Genomic DNA, 1,121 nt, shown 5'->3' with positions numbered 1-1,121 from the left:
CCGGAGGTGACGACTTTCTCGATTGTGGCGGCCATTACAGCTCCACCACCGAGCGCAGGACCTTGCCTTCGTGCATTTTGGTGAAGGCTTCCTCGATCTGGTCCAGTTTGATGCGTTCGGTGACGAAGGCGTCCAGGTCCAGGCGGCCGAGTTTGTACTGGGCCACGAGCATGGGGAAGTCGCGGGAGGGCAGGCAGTCCCCGTACCAGGAGGATTTCAGGGCCCCGCCGCGGCCGAAGACATCCAGCAGGGGCAGTTCCAGGGCCATGTCGGGGGTGGGCACCCCGACCAGGACCACGCGGCCGGCCAGGTCGCGGGCGTAGAAGGCCTGCCTGTAGGTTTCGGGCCGGCCCACGGCCTCGATGACCACGTCGGCGCCGTGCCCGCCGGTCAGGGCCCGGATGGCCTCGACCGGGTCGGTCTGGCGGGAGTTGACCCCGTGGGTGGCGCCGAGCTTTTGGGCCATTTCGATCTTGTTCTCGTCGATGTCCACGGCGATGATGGTGGTGGCCCCGGCCAGGGCGGCCCCGGCGACGGCGGCGATGCCGACCCCGCCGCAGCCGATGACGGCCACGGACTCGCCGCGCTTGACCTCGCCGGTGTTGATGGCCGCGCCGATGCCGGCCATGACCCCGCAGCCGAGCAGGCCCACGGCGGCCGGGTCGGCCTCGGGGTCGACCCGGGTGCACTGGCCGGCGGCGACCAGGGTCTTTTCGGCGAAGGCGCCGATGCCCAGGGCCGGGGAGAGGGGCGTGCCGTCCTCGAGGGTCATTTTTTGGGTGGCGTTGTGGGTGTTGAAGCAGTACTGGGGGGTGCCCTTGGCGCAGGCCCGGCACTGCCCGCACACCGCGCGCCAGTTCAGGATGACCCGGTCCCCGGGGGCGACCTCGGTGACGCCTTCGCCGACGGCGGCCACGGTGCCGGTGGCCTCGTGGCCGAGCAGGTAGGGGAAGTCCTCGCCGATGCCGCCCTGCTTGTAGTGCAGGTCGGTGTGGCAGACCCCGCAGGTGAGGATGTCCACCAGCGCCTCGCCCGGGCCCGGGTCCGGGACCAGGATGGTCTCGATGGAAACCGGCGCGTTCTTTTCCTTGGCAACAACTGCCCGAACTTTGTGAACCATG

The 1,121-nt window shown here is 69.8% G+C and carries 1 protein-coding gene; it reads right to left on the bottom strand.

Annotated elements, in window-relative coordinates:
* Positions 1-34 precede the first annotated feature (34 nt).
* Positions 35-1,120 carry an S-(hydroxymethyl)mycothiol dehydrogenase gene (locus ACFQ36_RS22845; protein WP_377017878.1) on the bottom strand — a complete coding sequence of 362 codons (1,086 nt, stop codon included), beginning with the start codon at positions 1,118-1,120 and terminating at the stop codon, positions 35-37.
* Position 1,121 lies beyond the last annotated feature (1 nt).

Origin of the sequence: Arthrobacter sp. GCM10027362, assembly GCF_042679445.1 — a bacterium.
Taxonomy (GTDB): Bacteria; Actinomycetota; Actinomycetes; order Actinomycetales; family Micrococcaceae; genus Crystallibacter.
Note: the sequence above shows the minus strand (reverse complement) of the source record. Positions and strands in the feature narration are given on the sequence as shown.

Excerpts from the sequence above, each read along its gene's own strand:
- ACFQ36_RS22845 (WP_377017878.1), bottom strand. The coding sequence starts at position 1,120 with ATGGTTCACAAAGTTCGGGCAGTTGTTGCCAAGGAAAAGAACGCGCCG.